Source organism: Pseudomonas sp. P105, assembly GCF_032614175.1.
GTDB classification, from domain to species: Bacteria; Pseudomonadota; Gammaproteobacteria; order Pseudomonadales; family Pseudomonadaceae; genus Aquipseudomonas; species Aquipseudomonas rhizophila.
The window spans coordinates 2,794,748-2,809,419 of the sequence record NZ_CP126693.1; the positions used below are offsets into that span (position 1 = coordinate 2,794,748).

13 protein-coding genes and 2 pseudogenes are annotated in these 14,672 nt (G+C 55.8%); 8 read left to right on the forward strand and 7 right to left on the reverse strand.

All coding sequences use genetic code 11. The features are described from left to right. Positions 1-13: 13 nt before the first annotated feature. Together QOM08_RS12690 and QOM08_RS12695 are read right to left on the reverse strand one after the other, a co-directional pair. Positions 14-397 (reverse strand): MerR family DNA-binding transcriptional regulator, encoded by a 384-nt coding sequence (locus QOM08_RS12690; protein WP_316913080.1) that lies wholly within the window; start codon positions 395-397, stop codon positions 14-16. A gap of 138 nt (positions 398-535) precedes the next feature. Then, positions 536-2,164: a methyl-accepting chemotaxis protein gene (locus tag QOM08_RS12695; RefSeq protein WP_316913081.1), complete on the reverse strand. Its 1,629-nt coding sequence runs from the start codon at positions 2,162-2,164 to the stop codon at positions 536-538. Between the two features lie 155 nt (positions 2,165-2,319). On the opposite strand from QOM08_RS12695, the gene QOM08_RS12700 reads away from it, so the two are divergent. Beyond that, complete coding sequence (locus QOM08_RS12700; RefSeq protein ID WP_316913082.1) at positions 2,320-2,568, forward strand: hypothetical protein; 249 nt, start codon at positions 2,320-2,322, stop codon at positions 2,566-2,568. Positions 2,569-2,691: 123 nt separating this feature from the next. Beyond that, on the forward strand, positions 2,692-4,374 hold the full coding sequence (locus QOM08_RS12705) for an AMP-binding protein (protein ID WP_316913083.1): 1,683 nt from the start codon (positions 2,692-2,694) through the stop codon (positions 4,372-4,374). Between the two features lie 255 nt (positions 4,375-4,629). On the opposite strand, the pseudogene QOM08_RS29090 reads toward QOM08_RS12705, so the two are convergent. The 4 genes and pseudogenes from QOM08_RS29090 to tnpA all read right to left on the reverse strand — a co-directional run bounded on the left by QOM08_RS29090 (position 4,630) and on the right by tnpA (position 7,275). Further along, positions 4,630-5,114: pseudogene (locus QOM08_RS29090) on the reverse strand (zincin-like metallopeptidase domain-containing protein). Beyond that, a pseudogene (gene tnpC, locus QOM08_RS12715) lies at positions 5,038-6,564 on the reverse strand (IS66 family transposase). Before tnpC ends, QOM08_RS29090 begins: the two co-directional pseudogenes overlap by 77 nt. Positions 6,565-6,625: 61 nt before the next feature. Further along, positions 6,626-6,961, reverse strand: coding sequence for an IS66 family insertion sequence element accessory protein TnpB (gene tnpB / locus QOM08_RS12720; RefSeq protein WP_316913085.1), 336 nt, complete (start codon positions 6,959-6,961; stop codon positions 6,626-6,628). Continuing rightward, complete coding sequence (gene tnpA / locus QOM08_RS12725) at positions 6,958-7,275, reverse strand: IS66-like element accessory protein TnpA (RefSeq protein WP_316913086.1); 318 nt, start codon at positions 7,273-7,275, stop codon at positions 6,958-6,960. The genes tnpB and tnpA overlap by 4 nt, the downstream gene beginning before the upstream one ends. Positions 7,276-7,711: 436 nt before the next feature. On the opposite strand from tnpA, the gene QOM08_RS12730 reads away from it, so the two are divergent. After that, the gene (locus QOM08_RS12730) at positions 7,712-7,984 is read left to right on the forward strand and encodes a DUF2790 domain-containing protein (RefSeq protein WP_316913087.1); all 273 of its coding nucleotides are present in this window, start codon (positions 7,712-7,714) and stop codon (positions 7,982-7,984) included. Between the two features lie 50 nt (positions 7,985-8,034). Here the strand turns inward: QOM08_RS12730 and QOM08_RS12735 are convergent, their stop codons facing one another. Continuing rightward, the gene (locus QOM08_RS12735) at positions 8,035-8,982 is read right to left on the reverse strand and encodes a LysR family transcriptional regulator (RefSeq protein ID WP_316913088.1); all 948 of its coding nucleotides are present in this window, start codon (positions 8,980-8,982) and stop codon (positions 8,035-8,037) included. A gap of 708 nt (positions 8,983-9,690) precedes the next feature. On the opposite strand from QOM08_RS12735, the gene QOM08_RS12740 reads away from it, so the two are divergent. The 5 genes from QOM08_RS12740 (at position 9,691) to QOM08_RS12760 (ending at position 14,482) form a co-directional block, all read left to right on the forward strand. Then, complete coding sequence (locus tag QOM08_RS12740) at positions 9,691-10,467, forward strand: ABC transporter ATP-binding protein (protein ID WP_316913089.1); 777 nt, start codon at positions 9,691-9,693, stop codon at positions 10,465-10,467. After that, positions 10,464-11,186, forward strand: coding sequence for an ABC transporter ATP-binding protein (locus QOM08_RS12745; RefSeq protein ID WP_316913090.1), 723 nt, complete (start codon positions 10,464-10,466; stop codon positions 11,184-11,186). The genes QOM08_RS12740 and QOM08_RS12745 overlap by 4 nt, the downstream gene beginning before the upstream one ends. Positions 11,187-11,299: 113 nt before the next feature. Continuing rightward, on the forward strand, positions 11,300-12,514 hold the full coding sequence (locus QOM08_RS12750; RefSeq protein WP_316913091.1) for an ABC transporter substrate-binding protein: 1,215 nt from the start codon (positions 11,300-11,302) through the stop codon (positions 12,512-12,514). Positions 12,515-12,587: 73 nt separating this feature from the next. Next, positions 12,588-13,475, forward strand: coding sequence for a branched-chain amino acid ABC transporter permease (locus QOM08_RS12755; protein ID WP_316913092.1), 888 nt, complete (start codon positions 12,588-12,590; stop codon positions 13,473-13,475). A gap of 2 nt (positions 13,476-13,477) precedes the next feature. Beyond that, a complete protein-coding gene (locus tag QOM08_RS12760; protein ID WP_410479129.1) occupies positions 13,478-14,482 on the forward strand; it encodes a branched-chain amino acid ABC transporter permease in 1,005 nt (334 codons plus the stop codon). The last annotated feature ends 190 nt before the right edge of the window (positions 14,483-14,672 follow it).

The window sequence follows — 14,672 nt, forward strand, 5'->3', positions numbered from 1 at the left end:
GAGAAGTTACGCGTTATTTTTTATCGATTTCGGCCATGGCCGAGAGGCAACGTTCCTCGGCAGTGTCCAGCTCTAGCTGCATCTGTTGGATATCCAGCATCTGCTGTTCGAGCTGGAAGCGGCGGGCGGCGATCTTGCTCATGAAGGTGTCCAACTGCTTACGATTGCCATGACTGGGGTCGTACAGCTCTATCAATTCCTTGCACTCAGTCAGAGAGAAGCCAATACGCTTGCCACGCAGGATAAGCTTCAGTGCCACCAAGTCCTTGGGGCTATAGATGCGTTCCTGGCCACGTCGCTCAGGGACGAGCATGTCTTGCTCCTCGTAGAAGCGAATTGCACGAGGAGTGACATCCAGTTCTCGGGCCAGATCGGAGATGGAGTAGGTGGTGGGCATGGGCATTCGCCTTGTTGTTTTCCTTTACGTTAACGTAAAGCTGGAGCTGTAATAAGTCAACTGACTTTTCGGTAGCTGGGAACATCGCTACGTTGTTCCCCAGAGGCGTCCTACTATCTTTATCAGCGATCAGCCAACTCAGACCCGGAACTGACCCAAGGCTCGATCCAGTTGCGCAGCAAGCGTGCCGAGGTCTTGGCTGGCCTGAAGCGAGCGATCGGCGGCATGCGCGCCCTGCTGCGCCAGAGAAGCTGCGAGGGTGACGTTTTGATTGATTTCCTCGACCGCCTGCGACTGCTCCAGAGTGGCGCTGGCAATCGACGTGTTGAGGTCGGTCAGATTGCGCAGTGAGGCGGTAATCTGGGCCAGGCTGTTGCCGGCTTGGCGAGCCTGTATCACGGTCAATTGCGAGGCCTGGCTGCTGGCGTCGATAACCTTGACCGCCGCCTCCGAATTGCTCTGCAAACGCTCGATCATCGATTGAATTTCAGCTGTGGATTTCTGTGTACGCTGGGCCAACAGTCGGACTTCATCGGCCACCACTGCAAACCCTCGGCCCTGTTCACCAGCGCGAGCAGCTTCGATCGCGGCGTTGAGGGCCAGTAAGTTCGTCTGTTCTGCGATGGAGCGGATCACTTCCAGAACACTGCCGATTTGCGTGCTTTCGGCCGCCAGGGTGCGAATCACTTCCACAGCTTGGTCGATAGTGCTCGAGAGCCGGTCGATCTGCTGCAGGCTCCCGTCGATGTTTTGCTGACCCTGACGCGCCTGTTCTTCGGCCTGGCAGACCTCATTGGAGGCATGTTCGGCATTGCGTGCCACTTCCTGCACGGCATAGGACACCTCGTTGATCGCCGTGGCGACCATTTCCATCTGCTGTGACTGTTGTTGACCAAGGTGCTGGGCATCGTCAGCAATCTCGCCGAGCGACTTCGAGGCCATGTTGAGACTGTTGGCAGCTTGTAGCGACTGAACAATCACGCCGCGCAGTTTGCCGGTAAATGCGTTGAAGTGGCCACTCAACGTACCCAGCTCATCACTTCCACGATGATCCAGGCTGCGGGTCAAGTCAGCGTCGCCGCTGGCGATATTCTGCATAGCGTCAACGGCCTGCACCAAAGGAAAGGCTATGCTTCGGGCAATCAGCAGGATCAGGGCTCCGAGCAGTAGCGCCACGGGCACCAGGATGGCGAAGGCTTGTAATGCCTGGCGGCGAAACTCAGCTGTCACGTCGTCGATGTAGATGCCCGAGCCGACCGTCCAGCCCCAGGGCTCGAACAATTCGACATAAGAAACTTTCTCCACGGGTTCATCTGAGCCTGGTTTGGGCCAGCGGTAGTACACCAGGCCACCACCGTCACGCTTGGCCACGGCCACCATCTCGTCGAAGAATGGCTTGCCGTCTGGGTCGCGAGTTCCCGACATAACCTTGCCTATCAACTGGGCGTTGGGGTGCATGACCATGCGGGTGTCCAGGTCTTCCAACCAGAAGTAGTCGTCCTGGTTATAACGTAGATCGCGCAGGATCTCGCTGGCTTGGCGTTGCGCCTGCTCGCGGCTCATGCCGGTGGCCTCCAGACTATGGTAGTAACGCAAAATACCTGCGACGGTCTCTACTACGTGGCGAGTCTTGAGCTCCTTTGCGGCGTAGAGATCATCGTAATTCTGCTTGAGCATCAATCCAGTGAGAACCAGTAGCATCAGGACCGACGTCAGCAGGATCAGCCACAGGCGACGGCTAATGGGAATATTTCTCAGGCCGATCATGGACAACTCCGGGAGGATTCGATGGGAAGATCAGGCGGGCAAGGCGCATTGCGCACTAGGTCGCGAGCGATCAGCAGGTGTAGATATCATTGGGGGGTTTGTGGATTTGTGACGTGCAAGTAAGGGGATTAGCGCTCCATAGGGAAATTTTCCAAGTGAAAATCCTGATGCAGATCATCGGGGTGTTTGCGTCCTACAAGCCGCTGGTGATCCAGGCCTTGCTGTCGTTGAAAGTGGAGTGGTCGCAGCACCTTTATGCAGCCAACGTTCGGCTCGTTCATTGTCAAGGCAATGAAGGCCTGCACCCGCTCGCACAGCAGGTTGGGGGTCTTGCGGAGGGCGAAGTTAAGACTGGAGTAGCTCATGGGGCCACCTTGATTATTATTATCGGGATAGGCGATTGATATCTGTTGTCATGCGCGCCATCTTTACGTTAACGTAAAGGTGACTCTGCTGACTGTCAACATCTGCGTCGGAGTCGATGGATCAGCGCCATGCCTCACAAAAATACAAGATCGAGGATTCTCATGACTTCAAACAGCTATACCCGCGGATTGCAGAACAACCCGCTATTGGCCATGACCATAGGGGCGGCGTTCGATCAAACTGTGGAGCGTTTCGCCGAACGCGATGCGCTCGTGGTGCGCCATCAGAATCTACGTTATAGCTGGGCGCAGCTGGGCGAACAGGTCGACCGTTGCGCCCGTGGGCTACTGGCTTTGGGTGTACAGCCCGGCGACCGAGTTGGCATCTGGGCGCCAAACTGCGCCGAGTGGTGTATCACTCAGTTCGCGAGCGCCAAGGTCGGTGCCATTCTGGTCAACATCAATCCGGCTTACCGGCTCAGCGAGCTGGAGTACTCCCTGCGCCAATCCGGCTGTAGCTGGCTGATCTGTGCTGGAGCCTTTAAGAGTAGTGATTATCACGCCATGCTCATGGAGTTGCTGCCGGAGCTTGCTACTACCACCCCGAGTCAACTGGCTAGCGCCAAGCTCACTGAGCTGCGCGGGGTGATCAGCCTGGCCGATGTGCCGCCGGTAGGTCTGCTGTCCTGGGTGAACTTCCTCGCTGGTGGCGCCACGGTATCGCCTGAATTGTTGGCCGAGCGCCAGGCCGGATTGCAGTTCGATGACCCGATTAACATTCAGTACACCTCGGGTACCACTGGCTTTCCAAAGGGGGCGACGCTGAGCCACCACAATATCCTCAACAACGGCTACATGGTCGGTGAGAGCTTGGGCCTCAGTGAGCTTGATCGTCTGGTGATTCCGGTGCCCTTGTATCACTGCTTCGGCATGGTGATGGGCAATCTTGGCTGCCTGACCCACGGTAGCACCATGATCTATCCGGGAGCATCCTTCGACCCACTGGCCACTCTGCAGGCGGTAGCGGAGGAGAAGGCCACCGCGCTTTATGGCGTGCCCACCATGTTTATCGCCGAACTCGATCTTCCAGAGCGTGCTGACCTGGATCTGTCCAGCCTCCGCACGGGGATCATGGCCGGCGCTACCTGCCCGATCGAGGTAATGAAGCGGGTGATCAGCGAGATGCACATGTCTGAGGTGCAGATCGCTTACGGCATGACCGAGACTAGCCCCGTGTCCACCCAGACCGCCGCGGACGACAATCTGGAACGGCGCGTCAGCAGTGTGGGACGTACCCAGCCGCACCTGGAGAGCAAGGTTGTTGATGAGCAAGGCCGCATTGTTCCTCGTGGGAAAATCGGCGAACTGTGTACTCGGGGCTACAGCGTGATGCTCGGCTATTGGAACAACCCCGAGGCGACAAGCGAGGCTCTGGATATCGCGCGCTGGATGCACACCGGCGACCTGGCAGTAATGGACGAGGAGGGCTACCTGACCATCGTCGGGCGTAACAAGGACATGATCATCCGAGGCGGCGAGAACGTGTACCCCCGTGAGATCGAAGAGTTCCTCTTTACCCACCCAGCAGTGGCCGATGTGCAGGTGGTTGGGATACCAGATGTCAAGTATGGCGAGGAGATCGCTGCCTGGATCAAGTGCCATCCGGGTCACGAAGTCAGTGACGAACAGTTGCGCGAGTACTGCAAGGGGCGCATTGCACACTTTAAGGTGCCTCGGTATTTCTTCTTTGTCGAAGAGTTTCCCATGACCGTGACCGGAAAAGTTCAGAAGTTCCGTATGCGCGAGCTTACCGTCGAGCGTCTGGGTCTCGGCCAGGCGAGTTGAGTGCCCAGTAGCAGGCTGTGACGCTTATCTGCGTCACTGCCTGCTGCTCATTCATGCCCTGCTGGGCAGGGATATTGCTCCCATTCTCAGAGTCCGGTTCCCATTCCCATTCCCGTCTTGCCCTGACCCATCCTTTTGGCTCGCGTCCTTTTGCGCTGTATCGATTTCTCTTGGTGCCGTTTTGTTGGAGGCGCGTGCTAGTACGGAAAAAGGGGAGAGTCGGTACACTGCGGTGCGAATTTTCTCGAGGCTAAATTAAGTTCCATCGTTCATGCATAGTGAGTCAACTGGGACCGCTTGCTTTAGTCGCTGTTCCAAACTGAGTACATACTCCAATGCGCTTCTGGCGTGACCTCTGGTGCGAAAGGTCACATGCCTGCCTGCCGAGCAAGCAGAACTAGGAGTCAATGTAACCCTCTGTCGCAACTCTCCCTCAATACCGTGTAGGCGCATAAAAAAGTAGCGGCTATCTAGGCGATGTACTCTTCAAAGGCATAGCTTCGTGAGCCGAACGGGCAGGATGTTGTTAGGCCTTCGCGCTGTAACCGAGAGTGATGTCCGGTCCAGTACACCAGCTCGTGAGGAGCATTGGCGTGCTGCCCCACCTTCGTCGTGAAGTTACGCTTTTTGTCGGTATGCGTCCGGCCATCACGCCTTGCGTAACTAAACCGGCTGCCACCTATGCGGCAGTAACTGATCGATTTCACTCGCCCGCTGCGTCGGCAGGCGCGTGAGAACATCCTTCAGATAGGCATACGGATCATGACCATTCAGCCGCGCAGACTGGATCAAACTCATGATAGCCGCCGCCCGTTTTCCGCTGCGTAGCGATCCTGCGAAGAGCCAGTTCTTGCGTCCCAACGCCCAGGGCCGGATCTGGTTCTCGCACCAATTATTGTCAATGGGGACGACCCCGTCATCCAGGTAGCGTGACAGCGCTGCCCAGCGTTTCAGGCTGTAATCCAGTGCTTTGCTGATAGCCGAACCTTCGGGCACCAGCTCACGCTGGGCGAGCATCCAGGCATGCAGCGTATCCATCACCGCTACGGCTTTTTCTTGCCGTATTTGGCGGCGTATATCCGGCTCCAGGTCGCGAATTTCACTTTCGATTTCGTATAGCAGTTGGATATAGCGCAGGGCCTGCTCGGCGAGCGTGCTCTTGTTGGTGGTGTGCAGTTCGAAGAACTTGCGCCGCGCGTGGGCCATGCAGCCGATCTCGGTGACGCCGAGTTCGAAGCTGGCCTTGTAACCGCCAAAATCATCACAGACCAGCTTGCCCTTCCAGTCTTGCAGGAAGTTACGAGCATGCTCACCGGCGCGGCTGGGGCTGAAGTCATAAACGACAGCCGCTGTTTCGCAAAATTGGCTGGTGGCGTAGGCCCAGACATAAGAGCGGTGGGTTTTCTTCGAACCCGGAGCGAGCATCTGCACCGGCGTTTCATCAGCGTGGATGATTGGCTGTCCGAGCACTACGTCGCGCAGCGCATCGACCAGAGGCTGCAACTGCACGCCAGTCACGCCAACCCATTGAGCCAACGTTGAACGTGGGATTGCCAAGCCTGCTCGACCGAAAATTGATTCCTGGCGGTAAAGCGGCAGATGGTCGGCAAACTTCGCGATCATGACGTGGGCCAGCAAGCCAGCGGTCGGGATGCCTTTGTCGATGACTTGCGCCGGAACCGGCGCCTGGATCAGCGTTTCGCAGTCGTCACAGACCCACTTGCCACGAACATGGCGTTCGACGCTGAATACGCCGGGCGTGTAGTCCAGCTTCTCGCTGACGTCCTCACCGATGCGTTTGAGTGCACAGCCACATGGGCAGTGAGTGTTGTCCGGTTCGTGATGGATCTACGTGCGTGGAAACTCTGGCGGCAACGCCGTGCGCTTGGGCTTTTGCTTTTTCTCGGCCTGCGCTGGAGCTGTTTGCAAGGCTTGAAGCTCAGCTTCAATTGCCGCGATATCGGTATCGATCAGGTCATCGAGCAAGCTGGCCTGCTGCGGATTCAACTGCTCGCTGCGCTTGGCAAACTTCAAGCGCTTGAGCTGCGCAATCTCGTGAGTCAGCTTTTCGATCACCGTTTGGTCGCGGTGGATCTTCTTGCCCATAGTATCGACCTACGACAACAACTGCGCTGCCAAGGCGCGCAGTTGGTGGGGGGACATTTGGTCGAGATTGGGCGAAGAAGTCATGCCGCGGATTTTGCCAGAGCAGGCCGTTCGCGGCGATAGACCGATAGGCTAATGGCAGCCGTTAAAGCAGTGTGATCGCGCCGCCAGCCCCCGCGCGCTGCCAAGGCAAGCCCAGCACTAAAGCCTGAAGTTGCTCGGTATCCAACTCAAGTTCAGAGCCTTGGCGAATACCTGGCCAGTGAAACTTACCTTGATTCAATCGGCGAGCAGCCAGCCAGATGCCAAACCCGTCATGCACCAGGACTTTCATGCGAGTGGCGCGGCGGTTGGCGAATAGATAAGCGCAGTGCGGCTTCGCCGCACCGAACACCGCGATCACCTTGGCCAACGCGGTCTCGGTGCCTGCGCGCATGTCCATGGGCTCGGTGGCGAGCCAGATGGCATCAATGCGGATCATTGGGTGAGCCCACGAATGAATCGGGCGCACCCTTCTGGATCGGAAATTGGCCACTTCACCGTGAGCGTTTGCTGGCCAATCGGTAATTCAATGATCGCCGGCGCTTCAGCCACTCGTTTTGATTCGACTTTCAAAGGAATGAAAGCTGGCAAGGTGGCGACCTGCTGATCACGGTAAAGCGGTAGCCAGCGGCGCACGACATTAGCGTTGATACCATGACTCATCGCGATGGCTGCCACGGAAACGCCGGGCTGCTCGCATTCATGGACGACTTGGGCCTTGAAGGATTTTGTGTAGGACTTACGTTCACGCATGGCGATCCTGGCGTTAAGGGTAATTGCGTCCGCATAAAATTACGCGGACACAATCGCCCTTATCGGCCAGGTTCGGAAGGTGTGTTCGCCGGCCCCTTACTTTTGTCGGCAGTCGGATGACATCAGGGCGATCCTTGCGATTTGCCAATGGCCGTCGGTCACGAATCACCGGAAGGCCCGAAGCAGCCGGTTAAGATCGGCACAAAAGCCCCCGGCAGCTTTTCGAAATCCTCTATTCATGCGGAATCTGGAAACAGTGTTTGTCCAGTGGGCCTCTATATGGCGGATGGATAAACACCTAACATTGCCTCTACCCAGTGAGTAAATGGTGCAAGTATCAACTAGCTTGCGGGGTAAAAACTCGAAAACCCGATATAAGCCTAACGATCATTTTGGTCGCAAAGTCAATCTCAAATGATACGGTGAACATCACATCATGAACATTCTAAAAGTTGCGATTTTTCTTGTTATTGGCGGTGTTGGCGCACTGACATTTGCTGATGAAAGCCACCCAGCTGCTGCACCTAATAAGACGCCTGTTGAAGATTACACTTACGGAACGAAGCTTGATATCAAAAAAGTCATAACATTTACAGGCGCTGCGGATCAGTGCGGGCCAGTTCCTGCGCAAGTGACGTATGAAGATTCTGACGGGAAACAACATGTAATGCAGTATCAAGTCATGGGCGCTGGATGCTCAGGCAGTTGAATGCTGTGCGGAGGAGGCGGGCAAACTCTATGCCTGCACTACCAATGAGCTCACAAGCTCTCGTCCATTTTTGGTGAGTCTACGATTTTTTCATCAGATGCCAACAATTCCGGAATTAAATCTTTAAGAAACTCTAACCAAGTCTTTATTTTTGCATCCACAAATTTTCGTGAGGGATATATGGCAAATAAACTCAGCTCCTCAAAATGATATTCTGGCAATACGCGGACTAACGTGCCCGCTTTGAGACCGTCGACTGCAGAGGCAATAGGTTGAATGCCGATACCCATCCCATTCGTTATGGCAATGGTCATGGCGTCGGCGGTGTTAACGTGAAAGGGAGACAATGGAACGGCGACCGTTTCCACGCCTGCCGATCCTTCAAATTCCCAATTTTCAACCGGCATTAGTGTATTAACAATTCTCAAGCAATCATGTGAGCAAAGTGAACTGGGAGAGTCGGGAATCCCACGCTTCTTCAGGTATGCTGGCGAGGCGCAGAGAATACTGTAAGTGATACCAAGTCGCTGAGCGACAAATCCTGAATCGGGTAAATTCCGCGCTAAAACAATCGACATGTCATACCCTTCCTCCAATAGGTCAGGTAGCCGATTGGTCAGTGTCAAATCAAACATGACCGAGGGATGAGTCTTTCTATATCTGGCAATGGCTTCGATCACATAATGATTGCCAATGGCTGACATGGCGTGAATTTTGAGCCTGCCAACAGGCATGACTTGAGCGGTACCCGCTTCCTCATCTGCTTCACGAACCTCATCAAGAATTTTCTCGCATCGTTGCAAATAACGCGCACCTGCTTCGGTCAATGCCAAGCGTCGGGTCGTCCGGTTAATCAGGCGCGTTTGAACTCTAGCCTCAAGACTGGAGACTGCTTTGGAAACGTTCGTTGTGGTGGTGTCTAGTATCTCGGCAGCCGCCGTAAAGCTACCACTCTGAGCGACGGCAATGAAAAAACGCATGGTTTGGAAAACATCCATCGTTTTCACCTCAGGAAATTAGTAAAAATAAAAGCCGAGCCTAAAGAATTATTGGCAGCACTGGATGATTCCCTGTAATCACAGGTTCTTCCAGTACTTTCGGCGTCATGTCCTAGTGGCGAAAACGCAATGACAATAACTGCATGCTGCTTGCCAAGCTGAAGCGGTTCCAAGTCCGGTAGATAAAGGTGGCAATTTAATACTAATCAGTCTGAGCCTGTCAGCGAAGGCGTAGATCGTTAACATGTTTCCCTCTGCTGGGCGTCTTTTGCGTCCTCCCTATCCATGGGGGCGCCTTGGATGGGGGAGGGCCTAGGGGCTGTGTTGAGCTAAGACCTTACGCTGTTCCTTCGTCCGCCTTTGCTCTTATTTAAATGCTAAAGCCGCTGAGCGTCTTAGGCATTTCTCGTCAACGATAATCATCGAATAGTGCAACAAAATCGTCGGTATAGGCATACGGCGCGAGCGGCTATTCATCAAGCTGGCTCTGATCGATCCTTGATTTTCTAACGCGCTAGAGGATAGCCGCTCTCAAATTCCTTGCAGAGTGACTTTTGGCAGAGGCCGTCAGAGACCAGCGGCGCCTACGTTCATCAGAGGGGCTTGCATTCGATAGGGATCGCTTTGTATGATGTTGTCGTTTACGTAAACGTCATTCTGTCTGCTGCGCCATAACCGAATAAAAATAACAAGGTTAGAGGGCTTCACATGTCACCAGAGATCGTGTTGGAAACGCGTGGCTTGACCAAAGAATTTCGCGGTTTTACCGCAGTGGATTCGGTCGATCTACGTGTACAGAAGGGCCATATTCACGCGCTGATCGGGCCCAACGGGGCTGGCAAAACGACTGTCTTCAACCTCCTCACCAAGTTCCTCCCGCCCACTCGCGGCGAGATCCTCTACCTTGGCAAGCCGATCACCCATTTGAAACCCAATGAAATCGCGCGTCTGGGTCTGGTGCGTTCATTCCAGATATCCGCGGTGTTCGGTCACATGAGTGTGGTGGATAACGTACGCGTGGCGCTGCAGCGCAAGCTGGGCAACTCCTTCCACTTCTGGAAGTCCGAACGCAGCCTCGACGCACTCAATGAGCGGGCTCTGCAATTGCTGGAGGAGGTCGGTCTACTCGACTACGCCGACACCCTGACCATCGAGCTGCCCTACGGCCGCAAGCGCGCCCTGGAACTGGCCACCACCCTGGCACTGGATCCCACGGTGCTGCTGCTCGACGAACCGACCCAGGGCATGGGGCGCGAGGACGTGAACATGGTCATAGGCCTGGTACGCCGGGCCGCTGTAGGGCGCACGGTACTGATGGTCGAGCACAACCTCGGGGTGGTCAGCGAGCTGTGCGACCGTATTACCGTGTTGGCCCGTGGGGCTATTCTCGCCGAAGGCGACTATGCCAGCGTTTCCGCCAATGCGCAGGTGCGCGAGGCCTACTTGGGCAGCGAAGCGGTCAGCCTAGAGGGAGCTCACGCATGAACAGTTCACACACTTCGGATTTCGAGCAACTGCGAGTCGGCGACTTGCATGCCTTCTATGGCGAATCGCACATCCTGCATGGAATTGACCTGCAGGTGCGACGCGGCGAATTGATCACCCTGCTTGGACGTAACGGCTCGGGGCGCTCCACAACCCTGCGCGCGATCATGAATATGGTAGGCCGTCGCACCGGGTCGATCGTAGTCAATGGCAACGAAACCATTGGTCTTGCCGCGCACTTGATCCCGCGGTTGGGCGTTGGCTACTGTCCGGAGGAGCGCGGTATTTTCGCCAGTCTCAATGTCGAGGAAAACCTTCTGCTGCCACCGATGGTGCGCAGCGACGGCATGAGCCTCGACGAAATCTACGAAATGTTCCCCAATCTTTACGAGCGGCGCTTTAGCCAGGGCACTCGACTATCTGGCGGTGAGCAGCAAATGCTGGCGATGGCGAGGATCCTGCGCACGGGCGCCAATTTGCTGCTGCTGGATGAGATCACCGAAGGTCTGGCCCCGGTGATCGTGCAGAAGTTGGCAGAGGTGCTGATCAAACTCAAGAATAAAGGGCTGACCATTGTGTTGGTGGAGCAGAATTTTCGCTTCGCAGCACCTCTGGCTGATCGGCATTACTTGATGGACCACGGTCAGATCGTCGAAGAAATCAGCGCCGCTGAACTGGAGTCGAAACAAGAACTCCTGCAGCACTGTCTCGGCGTCTGAGAACCGTTTAACCCCTGGCTACTTTTATGTCGGTGAGGCTTCAGGCCGGCCGGTAAGGGAGGGGGTGCTTTGCCCGAAACAACAACAATAACTGTGAAAAGTGGGTGAACTAGATGAAGGTTTTTCAGAAGACTGCACGTGCCATTCTCGTATCCAGCCTGCTCGTCAGCGCCGCCCAGGCTCAGATCAGCAACGACGAGATCCGAATTGGTTACCTAGCCGATATGTCTGGAACTTACCGAGACCTTTCCGGCCCCGGTGGTCTCGAAGCGCTGAACATGGCCGTTGAGGACTTTGGCGGTCAGGTCAACGGCAAAAAAATCGTGGTCTTCAGCGCCGATGACCTGAATAAGCCAGATGTCGGCGCTAACACCGTGCGTCAGTGGGTGGATGAGCGCAATGTCGACATGGTCACTGGAATGGTGGCTTCCTCGGTAGTGCTGGCGGCGAGTAAGGTAGTTGAACAGGCCGGCAAACTTGCGTTGATTTCCGGCGCTGCGGCCTCCAGCCTGACCAATGAGTTTTGCTCACCCAATCACATCCATTGGACCTATGACTCCTACGCGTTGGCCAATGGTACCGCCAAGGCCGTGCTCGCTTCTGGCGGTAAGAGTTGGTTCATTCTGACAGCGGACTATGCCTTCGGCCATTCGATGGAAGCGGACATTACAAAGGTTGTCGAAACTGGTGGCGGCAAGGTGGTTGGCAAGGTTCGTCATCCGTTCCCGTCCAACGATTTTTCTTCATATATCTTGCAGGCTCAGGGATCTGGCGCTGATGTGATTGCATTCGCCAATGCCGGATCCGACACCGTCAATTCTCTGATGACCGCGAGCCAGTTTGGCGTTGCTCAGTCCGGACAGAAGCTGGCTGGTATGGTGGTGTTTCTCAACGACATCCATGCCATGGGCCTGAATGTGACTCAGGGACTGATGCTAACCACTGGCTGGTACTGGGACATGAACGACGAGAGCCGTGCCTGGGCTCAGCGCTACTTCAAGCGGACTGGCAAGATGCCGGACATGGTACAGGCAGGCATCTACTCGGCGACCACTAATTATCTCAACGCCATTAAGGCCACTGGCAGCGATGATGCGCAGACGGTACGCGCACAGATGGTGGCGACTCCGGTCAATGACATGTTCGCCAAGAACGGGAAAATCCGCGTCGATGGTCGAATGGTTCACGACATGTACCTTGCTCAGGTCAAAACTCCAGCGGAGTCAAAAGGGGAGTGGGATCTGTACAAAATCGTTCGCACCATTCCAGGCGAGGAAGCCTACCGTCCGCTCTCTGAAAGCAAATGCAAGCTGGTGACGAAAAACTGAATGGCTGTGTGATTTTAGCTCTTTCCCGGCTGCTGCCAGCCGGGTGTCACAGACTTCCAGCGGGTGGTAAATCATGACAGTCGTATTCGGTATTCCCCTGAGCGTAATGTTCGGCCAATTGCTCCTTGGACTGATCAACGGTGCCTTCTATGCTTTGCTCAGCTTGGGCCTGGCGATCATCTTCGGGCTCCTGCGTATCATCAACTTCGCCCACGGCGCCCAGTACATGCTAGGTGCCTTCGTCGCCGTGCTTGGCCTCAACTACCTGGGCGTGAACTACTGGGTTGCATTGGTGTTGGCGCCACTGCTGGTCGGTATCCTTGGCATGCTCATCGAGCGCGGTCTGTTGCGACGAATCGCCGGAGAGGACCACCTCTACGGTTTGCTGCTGACCTTTGGTCTGGCGCTGATCGTCGAGGGCTCATTCGTCAAGTTGTTCGGAGTGTCCGGTTCTTCATACCCAATGCCGGAGCAGCTCAAGGGCGGCTACAACCTCGGCTTCATGTTCCTGCCTACCTACCGCGCCTGGGTGATAGTCGTTGCGTTAGTCGTATGTCTGGCCACCTGGTTCATGATCGAGCGCACTCGTCTGGGCTCCTACCTGCGTGCTGGTACCGAGAATCCAAAGCTGATGCAGGCGTTCGGCATTAACGTCCCGTTACTGATCACCCTCACCTATGGCTACGGAGCAGCCCTGGCGGCGTTCGCTGGCGTGCTGGCCGCGCCGATCTACTCAGTGACACCGACCATGGGCGCTAACCTCCTGATCGTGGTGTTTGCCGTGGTGGTGATCGGGGGCATGGGATCGATCATGGGCGCCATTGTTACCGGTCTGGCCATGGGGCTGATCGAGGGCCTGACCAAGGTCTTTTATCCTGAGGCGGCCAACACCGTGGTGTTCCTGGTCATGGTGCTCGTGTTGCTGGTTCGTCCTGCGGGACTGTTCGGAAAAGAGGCGTAAACATGATGAGTTTGGAAATCAAGCAAGGCGTTCAGGTCCTGCAACCGAAAGCCGACCACGAGCGGCGTCAGGCCGTCGTACGGCGCAAGCGTTGGTTCTATCTGGCACTGTTTATCGTAGCGCTGGCCGCGCCGCTGGCAGTGTACCCAGTGTTCCTGATGAAGCTACTGTGCTTCGCACTATTCGCCTGCGCCTTCAACCTGTTGCTCGGCTACGCCGGTTTACTGTCCTTCGGTCATGCGGCCTTCCTCGCCAGCGGGGGCTATGTCACGGGCTATCTGCTCAGCCACTATAGCGGCCTGGGAACCGAGTTGGGCATTCTCGCCGGTACCCTTACCTCCGCCGCGCTCGGCCTGTTGTTCGGTCTACTGGCGATCCGGCGCCAGGGTATCTACTTCGCCATGATTACCTTGGCGTTGGCGCAGTTGGTGTTCTTCATCTTTGTGCAGGCGCCATTTACCGGTGGCGAAAACGGACTGCATGGTGTACCGCGTGGTCAGCTTTTTGGCCTATTCGACCTGAACAATAACCTGACGATGTACTACTTCGTTCTCGCGGTGTTCGTATTCGGTTACGCCGTCATCCAACGCACCATCCACTCACCTTACGGTCAGGTGCTCAAGGCGATTCGCGAGAACGAACCTCGAGCGATTTCACTGGGCTACAACGTCGACGCGCACAAGTTGCTGGCCTTCGTCATCTCCGCCGCTCTGACCGGCCTGGCAGGTTCAACCAAGACTGTGGTGTTCCAGTTGGCATCGTTGACAGATGCCCATTGGCACATGTCCGGTGAGGTGATCTTGATGACGCTGCTCGGGGGAGTGGGAACCGTCCTTGGCCCTTTCGTAGGCGCCGCGGTAGTGGTCACCCTGCAAAGCTATCTGTCCAACGGACCATTGGGGGAATGGGTGCACGTAATCCTCGGTGTGATCTTCGTCATCTGTGTACTGCTGTTCCGCGTCGGGATCGTGGGCTGGGTACTCAAGTTGACGCGACGTAACTTCTAAAGCCCGTAATCAGTTTTCCCTCCAGGTGCGGTTCAAGATCCGTACCGCGGGAAACTGTTGGCCTGATTCAGCCGTTCGAGTTGTTAGTTGGATGTTTGTAACGCGTGGAAAAACAAAACAAAAACAGGCCGGTTCCACCGGCCGCCACTAAGGGTATTGCGTTGCAGCGGCCTGTCTCAGGAGCGCACTA

Coding starts and splice junctions, on each gene's coding strand:
- QOM08_RS12690 (WP_316913080.1), bottom strand. CDS start 397: ATGCCCACCACCTACTCCATCTCCGATCTGGCCCGAGAACTGGATGTC.
- QOM08_RS12695 (WP_316913081.1), bottom strand. CDS start 2,164: ATGATCGGCCTGAGAAATATTCCCATTAGCCGTCGCCTGTGGCTGATC.
- QOM08_RS12705 (WP_316913083.1), top strand. CDS start 2,692: ATGACTTCAAACAGCTATACCCGCGGATTGCAGAACAACCCGCTATTG.
- tnpB (WP_316913085.1), bottom strand. CDS start 6,961: ATGATCCGCATTGATGCCATCTGGCTCGCCACCGAGCCCATGGACATG.
- tnpA (WP_316913086.1), bottom strand. CDS start 7,275: ATGCGTGAACGTAAGTCCTACACAAAATCCTTCAAGGCCCAAGTCGTC.
- QOM08_RS12730 (WP_316913087.1), top strand. CDS start 7,712: ATGAACATTCTAAAAGTTGCGATTTTTCTTGTTATTGGCGGTGTTGGC.
- QOM08_RS12735 (WP_316913088.1), bottom strand. CDS start 8,982: ATGGATGTTTTCCAAACCATGCGTTTTTTCATTGCCGTCGCTCAGAGT.
- QOM08_RS12740 (WP_316913089.1), top strand. CDS start 9,691: ATGTCACCAGAGATCGTGTTGGAAACGCGTGGCTTGACCAAAGAATTT.
- QOM08_RS12745 (WP_316913090.1), top strand. CDS start 10,464: ATGAACAGTTCACACACTTCGGATTTCGAGCAACTGCGAGTCGGCGAC.
- QOM08_RS12750 (WP_316913091.1), top strand. CDS start 11,300: ATGAAGGTTTTTCAGAAGACTGCACGTGCCATTCTCGTATCCAGCCTG.
- QOM08_RS12755 (WP_316913092.1), top strand. CDS start 12,588: ATGACAGTCGTATTCGGTATTCCCCTGAGCGTAATGTTCGGCCAATTG.
- QOM08_RS12760 (WP_410479129.1), top strand. CDS start 13,478: ATGATGAGTTTGGAAATCAAGCAAGGCGTTCAGGTCCTGCAACCGAAA.